Source organism: Lacticaseibacillus salsurivasis (genome assembly GCF_036246225.1).
Lineage (GTDB): Bacteria > Bacillota > Bacilli > Lactobacillales > Lactobacillaceae > Lacticaseibacillus > Lacticaseibacillus salsurivasis.
Genome location: NZ_BTTP01000017.1, coordinates 45,782 through 53,163 on the forward strand (window position 1 = coordinate 45,782; position 7,382 = coordinate 53,163).

At 48.1% G+C, this 7,382-nt stretch carries 4 protein-coding genes; all 4 read right to left on the reverse strand.

The window, feature by feature from the left end:
• Window positions 1-299: 299 nt before the first annotated feature.
• Window positions 300-1,208, reverse strand: coding sequence for a restriction endonuclease (locus AAA927_RS10720; protein ID WP_338217825.1), 909 nt, complete (start codon window positions 1,206-1,208; stop codon window positions 300-302).
• Window positions 1,209-1,478: 270 nt separating this feature from the next.
• Window positions 1,479-2,528 carry a hypothetical protein gene (locus tag AAA927_RS10725; RefSeq protein ID WP_338217826.1) on the reverse strand — a complete coding sequence of 350 codons (1,050 nt, stop codon included), beginning with the start codon at window positions 2,526-2,528 and terminating at the stop codon, window positions 1,479-1,481.
• Between the two features lie 65 nt (window positions 2,529-2,593).
• Complete coding sequence (gene brxL, locus AAA927_RS10730; protein WP_338217827.1) at window positions 2,594-4,639, reverse strand: protease Lon-related BREX system protein BrxL; 2,046 nt, start codon at window positions 4,637-4,639, stop codon at window positions 2,594-2,596.
• Window positions 4,629-7,157 (reverse strand): BREX-1 system phosphatase PglZ type A, encoded by a 2,529-nt coding sequence (pglZ, locus tag AAA927_RS10735; RefSeq protein ID WP_338217828.1) that lies wholly within the window; start codon window positions 7,155-7,157, stop codon window positions 4,629-4,631. The genes brxL and pglZ overlap by 11 nt, the downstream gene beginning before the upstream one ends.
• Window positions 7,158-7,382: the final 225 nt, after the last annotated feature.

A 7,382-nucleotide genomic window follows, 5' to 3' on the forward strand; every position in this document is an offset into this window, starting at 1 on the left:
TTTATATAACGTATTTTCTCATATTATTCTAATTTAAATTGTACTTTTCAGGCAAAAGTGGGAAACAGCTTGTTTTCATTTAAAGCTTTCAAAAGCGGAAAAAAGCGGCATTTATAACGGGAAAGGAAATATTTCAAAAATGTTTCAATTGTCGGGACAGCTCTTATTCAATCTAATCAATGCTGAGCGTATGAGAAACGTGGGGAATGAATAGGCGACGACTAAAGCATCGATAAACAAAAAATCGCCGTTTTCCACAATAATGTGAAAAACGACGATATTATGACGCGATATTCTGGCTAGTCCTGCTCGAAATAGTAATCATCTAAAACATATGTCTGGACTGGTTTTACATATAGCTGATAAGCCGCAACGAGATCTGCAATGCGCTGGCCATCAATCAGGGTAACCGTCCTGGTACCTTGAATAGCCTTTGCTTTAGCCCGAGGTGTGAAATAGGTCGTGGTGATAAAGATGCCATATTCAGCATTGAAGCCATCCATCACGCCTTTAAACTTGTCAATCTCCGGTTCCGAAACCGCAACATCGGTATAACACTTGGCTTGAATCGCAACGCGTGTGGTGCGAAATTCATCTGATTCGAAGTAACCGAAACCGTCAATCCCATGATCACCAGATGCAACCACACCCCGCTTCTTGTCGATGCTCACGCCCATTTTTGAAATTAATAACCGAGCAAAGCTTTCGAATTTGGTCGGCGTGAATTGTTTCAACTGCTGCAATAGCCGTGAACGCCAAAGCTGTTCCGGTGCATCTTCTCCGCTTTCATCAGCCGTAATAGATAGTGTATTTCCCGTCTTCTGATCACTGGTTGGCGCTTGTTTGGGCTGCTTTTTTGAGGCCCAATAAGCGGTGATTTTTTGTTTTTCATGATCTGTTGGATATTTCCTCGAATCTGACAGTCGTTGCCTGCCCAATTCAGTTTGGGTGATGTCCCCGCCTCTTTGCAGAGGTGCGATATAGCCTAGGAAGGCCAACTCTTTAAGTGCAAAATTAAAATCAAAAGCAAAGGGCGCATACTGATTTCCACTTTTCGAAGTCACCTGTCCATAAACATCTTCGTATGAGAAACCACTTTGCTCATCATCAGCAATTAGGCTCCGCAGCTTATCTCTGGAAGCAACGCCCCCAACTGAATGAAGAGCTTTTAGAATCGCGTCACCTGCATTACGCCGCCGATAAGACATGACTGTATTCGCATCCTTTTTCTTTTTAAAAAGTTAGCCTTCAACCTTCGTTAAACAGTAAACCCCGAAAAAAACTTCTCGATATTTCCAAGCAGATTTTCAAAATGCGATTCTCTCCATCAAGAGAGCGCTCACTTTATCAGAGACAGCTATTTAACAATTTTCTTGCCCCCGGCTAAAGCCATAGACGAAACGACTAATAAGGCACCCAACGCTAAATCCTTACCCCTTTTCAAAGCGCGATGGTGTTCGACGCAGAAAAGCGCCTTACTATTCCGGGTTTGTTTCTTGCATCCCGGCACTAGGCAAATTCGATTCTTCAATTCTTTTGGCATCATAGCTCTCCTCGATTTGTAAACTCGACATCGTTCCCACCAAAGTTGTGGATTGTGAATAAACATTTTCCACCGCTTCCTGAATCGTGCCCTGACCACCAGCATGACCATTATCGATTAGCCAAGCAATAGAGTGTTCCTCACCAGACGGCACATCCAACAATACTTGTTTCATAAACCCAGAATAATTGGCTAACGTCGAAACGATAGGCTGCCGCTCCCCTAAAGCAGTGTAGGCCGCAATGTTAAATTGGACGGCGGCGTTCAGATAGCCTAACGATTCCTGTACCAACGCCTCACGCCGATTTGCTTCGGCCTTTTTAGTGTCAACATCTGCTAGCATTCTGGCATCTTCACGAATGGCAAGCATGATTTTACTCGTTGCCTCAACCCCCACAGTAACAGATTGCGTCAATAATTGTTTTTTCAGACCGGTATCCGTTGCTGAAAGTCCTTCGATGAGAAATTGACGGGCACTGTAAACACCGGCGAACCGATCATTGTACTGACCTTGTTCCACTCGCAAAACTGCCCGATTTAGCTGTTCCAGCCGCTCATTCAACACCTTTAATTGTGCTTCCACCGCAACGAACGGCGTGAGCGAATCCAATTGATTCACGGTTTTCTCCTCGAGGTCCACAAACCCTTTAGATCTTTTAGTCGCACTATCGACGATCGCACCGTACATACCCGATCCATCTTTATGTACACCAAGTCGCCACTCACCAGAGGCCAACTTAGCCTTTGTGTACGCATTGAACTTGGCCACATATTCCGTTTTGCCGCCCTCTAGGCGTTTAAGAATATCAGCACCCATCATCGCGTTGGCCAGGATATCGTTTATTTTGGAATTAATCTGAGTGGAGGCAGCACGCTGTAATTCTCGACCTAAAGAAAAATCCAAAGGGTAGCTGTAGAGTTTCGGATTGGCAACGTCAAAGGTTAGCTCACTGGACGTTGGCACAGTGATATCATATGTCTTCATGGCACTTTCCTTTCAGGCAACAACGTTGGGTTTATTGCAGATTCACATACATCCCAACTCCACGTTCACCCTAACCCAAACGCCTTAAGCGCCGCATCTTCAACGCTCTGGTAGGTCACCCAGGTAAAGGCGCCAAAGAGATCCGGTGGTACTTCACCCATCTTGGCCATCGCAGATGACGGCAGTAGGACGCTTTTCGCGCCACTGTCCTTGGCCACCTGCAGTGTATCAGCCAGGCTCTGTAATTTGATGAGGTCACCGCCCACCGTCATGTCCCCAAGCACCACCATGCTATCTAACGTTGGGCGTCCAACGGCAAGGGAAATGAGCGAAATGTACGTTGCGAGCGCAATTTTATCACTGCTCCCCGATCCATTTAGGTTGGAGACCTGCACGACATAATTGTGCTTCTTGGGCATAATACGTTGATCAATCTCAGTGTAATGGGTTACTAACCGCCGCATCGCGGTTTCCATTGCTTCACGCGCTGCACGATTACTACCAATCCCGGCTTTGTCCAATTTGCCCGTACCAGGCATTTGCTGTGACTCCAGCTTAAATAGACTCAGGCGTTCGGCGTCATCAAACTGGATAGTGTAGACATAGCCTGGCTTCTCGGTCCCGGATGGAATAAGCGTTGCCGATCCTTGTTCAGGCACCGTGACAAACTTCTCTTCACCAGTCTCACGATCAATGTAGGAGAAATTAACGTCATAGAATTCCATACCGCCAATCTTCTTCAACTGTTCCTTCACCCGGCGTCGCATCTCTAAGGCAAATACTAAGACGTCTTCAAGATCAGCTTTACTAAATTCACCATCAGGGAAGAGCAACTTGATCATCCCCGACACAGTCTTACGCACCGCAATCGCGTCACGTTGATTGAGCTGAGCGCCCAGATTGAAGTGTTCCTCAATCACATCACCATACCCAGTCTTGCGCAGTTCACGCATGACCTCTGCCAGATAGTCTGTGATGAAACCAAAACCGCCAGTGAAAAAGCTTGGCTTATACTTAGGAATTTCCCAACCCGGCATGTAGTTGTGAATACGGTCCAAGAACGCAGTATCAGTTCCCATCGCTTCTGGGAAAGGTTCGAACAGGTTGGAAGTCCGTAGCAACACATCCACGCTTTGATTGATGTTCCCAACGAAAACCATCCCGGCTCGGGCCTGAATTTCTGCGCGGCCTCGGACAAACGAACTCGAGGCCATGTAGTCTTTCATGATCTGAATGCCATCTTGGTCCTTGAAGTTAATCCCTGCAACTTCATCGAAGGCGACCACATCCCACATGCCCACTAAGCCAACTTCATGGCGCGCCATGTTGTAGAACAGATTCGCAACCGTCGTCTGCCCACCTGATACCAAAATGGTGTTCGGGGATAATTCCTTGTAAACGTGCGATTTACCAGTGCCACGGGGGCCCAGTTCAACCATATTGTAGTTATTCTCAACTAATGGAATCAGACGCGAAATCAGCAGCCACTTTACCCGCTGATCAAAAGCATCGGGTTCCATCCCCATGGAACGCAACAGCAGATCAATCCACTCACCAGTACTGAACGCCTTGCGCCCAGTGTAAACCTCATCCATATCCACAAACGGGACTTGAATGGGCGTGAGTTCTTCAATGTGAAAATGGTCATCACTTTCATGATCATAGCTCAGCCGGACGATGGACCAGATGCCGCCAATCAGTAGCCTTTCGTACTCCTGAGGATAAGATTCTTCCACCGGCACCCCATCGATGCCCAAGTTACCAAAACTGGCCTCATATCGATCTTCATCGGTATTTAGGCTCACTGTCAGTTTATCAATGACGGTGTACGCGCCATTTTCCCGGATTTTGGATTTGATTTTTTCCGCTTCATCGGGCCGGACATAGTTGTTGGCCAAGGTCTTTTTGACGTTCTCCACCCCGCGCTCAATGGCCACGTCATCGGAGCCATTGGCATATTGACCAAGCAGAAACTCTAAGACATAGGTCGGAACATTGGCGCCTTCTTTGATGCGCTGGGTCAGGTCTTTGCGGACAAACCGCCCCGGAAAGTATTGCTCTAATTTGCCCTGGATCGACGCGCGGCGTTCTTCCTGTTCATCAGATGTCAAAGCCGAACCCTCCTCCAATTACCATGTCCATTGTGTAAACCGTACGCTGTTCTTCTTCAGTGTCAACATTGCGCACCACCAACGTATATTTCCGTCCATTTGTATATTTCGCATCTTTCAGCGTCAAACGAATCCGCTGAATGCGATCGGTTGGCATCGCAGCGCGACTATCAACCACCACATCACGCACGCCAGAAATCTTCTGCCCGTCATCATCGACAAAGTAGACCTGATAACTGGTTGCTTTGACCAGATCACTGATCGGATCATCCTGCATCAGTTGCACGACCACGTCTCGCGCGGTAATGCGCCGACCGGCTGTGACATCATGCAAAATTGCCGGCTCAGCCTGTGAGCGTCCAGTACTAGTATGAATATCCAGCACCGGCACAATCATTTCCTGGGCCGAGCTCCCACCATGGACATAGTTTTGGCTTGGCCCAGGCGCTTGGAAGATATCAAAGCTCTTCGGGTAATTCACCACCCGGGCATCATCATTGCCAAGCAACGCACCCAGCGATTGATGTGCCACACCAGTGATTGACAATGGCCGGTCGGAGATGATGTAGCGTTGCTCCTTCTTGATGCCTCCTGCCGCCTCGTAATCAGCATTTGGCACCTCGATCTTATTCGCACTATCCAAAGCCGAATGGCGGAAAATATAGCCATGGTCAGCAGTGACGATAATGTGGCGAACACTCAGATTACGCAGGATTTCAATCGTGCGTGCCAAATGATCGATGGCTTGCGCGGTAGCGGCAAAGACCGCTTGTTCAGTCACCGACTTCTCACCTGTGGTGTCGACCCGATTGTCGTAGAGGTAAACGACTTTTTGCCCGGTCAATAACGCTTTACGCTCGGAAGTGCTCATGTCGTTAAAGGTCCCGACTAATTCGGCGACACTGTCGGGATTGGTGTTTTGCAAGCAAAGCTGGCGTTTGGCGGTGGTGTTAACTTGTTGCCCATCGACTAGGACATTCTTTTCGCCATCGTATTCAAGATGTTGATTGGGCAGGAGTGCCGGCATGCCAAAATAGGTCACTGATGGTAACCCGGTGACGAGGTAATCCATCGTGGTGGTCATCATATCTTTGGCTTCCAGCTGCGCCTGCAACGCCTTCGCCGCCTCGAAGCGGAAAGCATCCGAGATGAGCACAACCGTCCGCTCGGCGTCCACTGAGACAAACTGACGATAGAAATTGCGCTGATGCAAGTTGCTTGGCACCTGATCGGCCTGATAGACCCGATTCCAGTCCTGAATCGAGCTGGTCAGAAAATCGTTCAAGTAGGCGTTCTCGACCTTGTCTTGAATGCCTTCCGTCAGCTGTTCATATTGCGGATTTATTGTGGCGCAGGCTGCGGTGAAGCGGCGGTAGTTCGTGTCGAATTGGTAATCATGCGTAACGTATTGATCAATCGCAGCCGACAAGTCTGCGGGTTGCTCCGAGGCGTTGGTGGTCAACAACGCGAGCGCATCTTGCTGGATGCCGTAAACATCCTGATAAAGATCGCCATACGCCATAGCCTGGCGGGCCGCAATCACGGTGGTCAAAGGCTGACGGTTGACTCGAGTCTCATAATCCTCATTCAAAATTCGCTCTGTGACCCATTTGGCAATAATCAAATCGATTTGCGGGAAGGCATCGATATGTACCAACTGCGCGATGTCTAATTTACCGAACAAGGTTTGCCCATGGACAAACTCCCAGACTTCATTGGCAATCTGCTGAATCGCCGTGCTACCATCGATTAACGCCCGCGTATTTTGGATAAAAGTAATCGCATTATTGGCATGATCCAATTGGTATGCATTCAAACTTGGCGGCAATTCCCGACCAGCTTGATCGAAAGCCATGCTCAGTAGCATCGCCGAGAAAAGATACAGTGGCGTCTTATGTGCATTGTGAAAGCCATAGGCCCGATCAACAAAGTCCCAAAAGACGTCAAGTGCCCCGTACTTTTTGAACAACGACAAAGTTTCATTGCTCTCATCCAACGCGTCGCGGCAGATAACTTGAAGAATTGCTCCTAACGCTGGGGAAGAAGCCTTAGCCAACGCAGCGAGTAACACCAGCTCCAGCGGCTGATGATTGTAGTTCAAATTGGCAAAACGCTGCTTACGTTCCTTATTGGCGAAGAAAGCGGCATAATCCTCCAGAAATTTGCGATCTGACGGTTTCAAGTGCAGCTCCTCTTGTAGCATCGTCAATGCATCCGCGGCATAACTCTTGGAGTAATAGTGAAAGTCTGCCAAAAAATCATTGGCTAGTTCCGGCCGCGGTGCTGGTGAGTACACCAACGCCGATTCACCCTTGCGCTGCATCTCAGTCAACTTCAGCTTAGTTTTGAATTGATCACGCGCGTTCATGACGATTACCGGCTCGGCCAGTTGTTCGGTGATTGCAGGAATATTTTCGCGAAAGTCACCATGATCGTCATACCAGAAGACAAAATGATTGCTCTCTGTGAATAGCGTACTAATGCCCTCGACAATTTGCGTTAACTCTAATTCGGCCATCTGCTCCGTTACCCCACTTTGATTAATGTGATTCGATACTTCTAACACTTAAGTATAACGTTCACATCAAGGGGTTACTAGCATTCGATTGTTTTATCGTTCACTCCCAGCTATAACCGTGGCGTGATTGCTGATCTGGTGGCTGAAATTCCAGAAGCCGATTTTGATATAGCGTCCGATGACAGCCAAGGACAAGTCGAGATTATTGGGTGGCTGTATCAGTAT

Bases quoted from the DNA above. Each gene is read 5' to 3' on its own strand.
- AAA927_RS10720 (WP_338217825.1), bottom strand. From the start codon at position 1,208: ATGTCTTATCGGCGGCGTAATGCAGGTGACGCGATTCTAAAAGCTCTT.
- AAA927_RS10725 (WP_338217826.1), bottom strand. From the start codon at position 2,528: ATGAAGACATATGATATCACTGTGCCAACGTCCAGTGAGCTAACCTTT.
- pglZ (WP_338217828.1), bottom strand. From the start codon at position 7,157: ATGGCCGAATTAGAGTTAACGCAAATTGTCGAGGGCATTAGTACGCTA.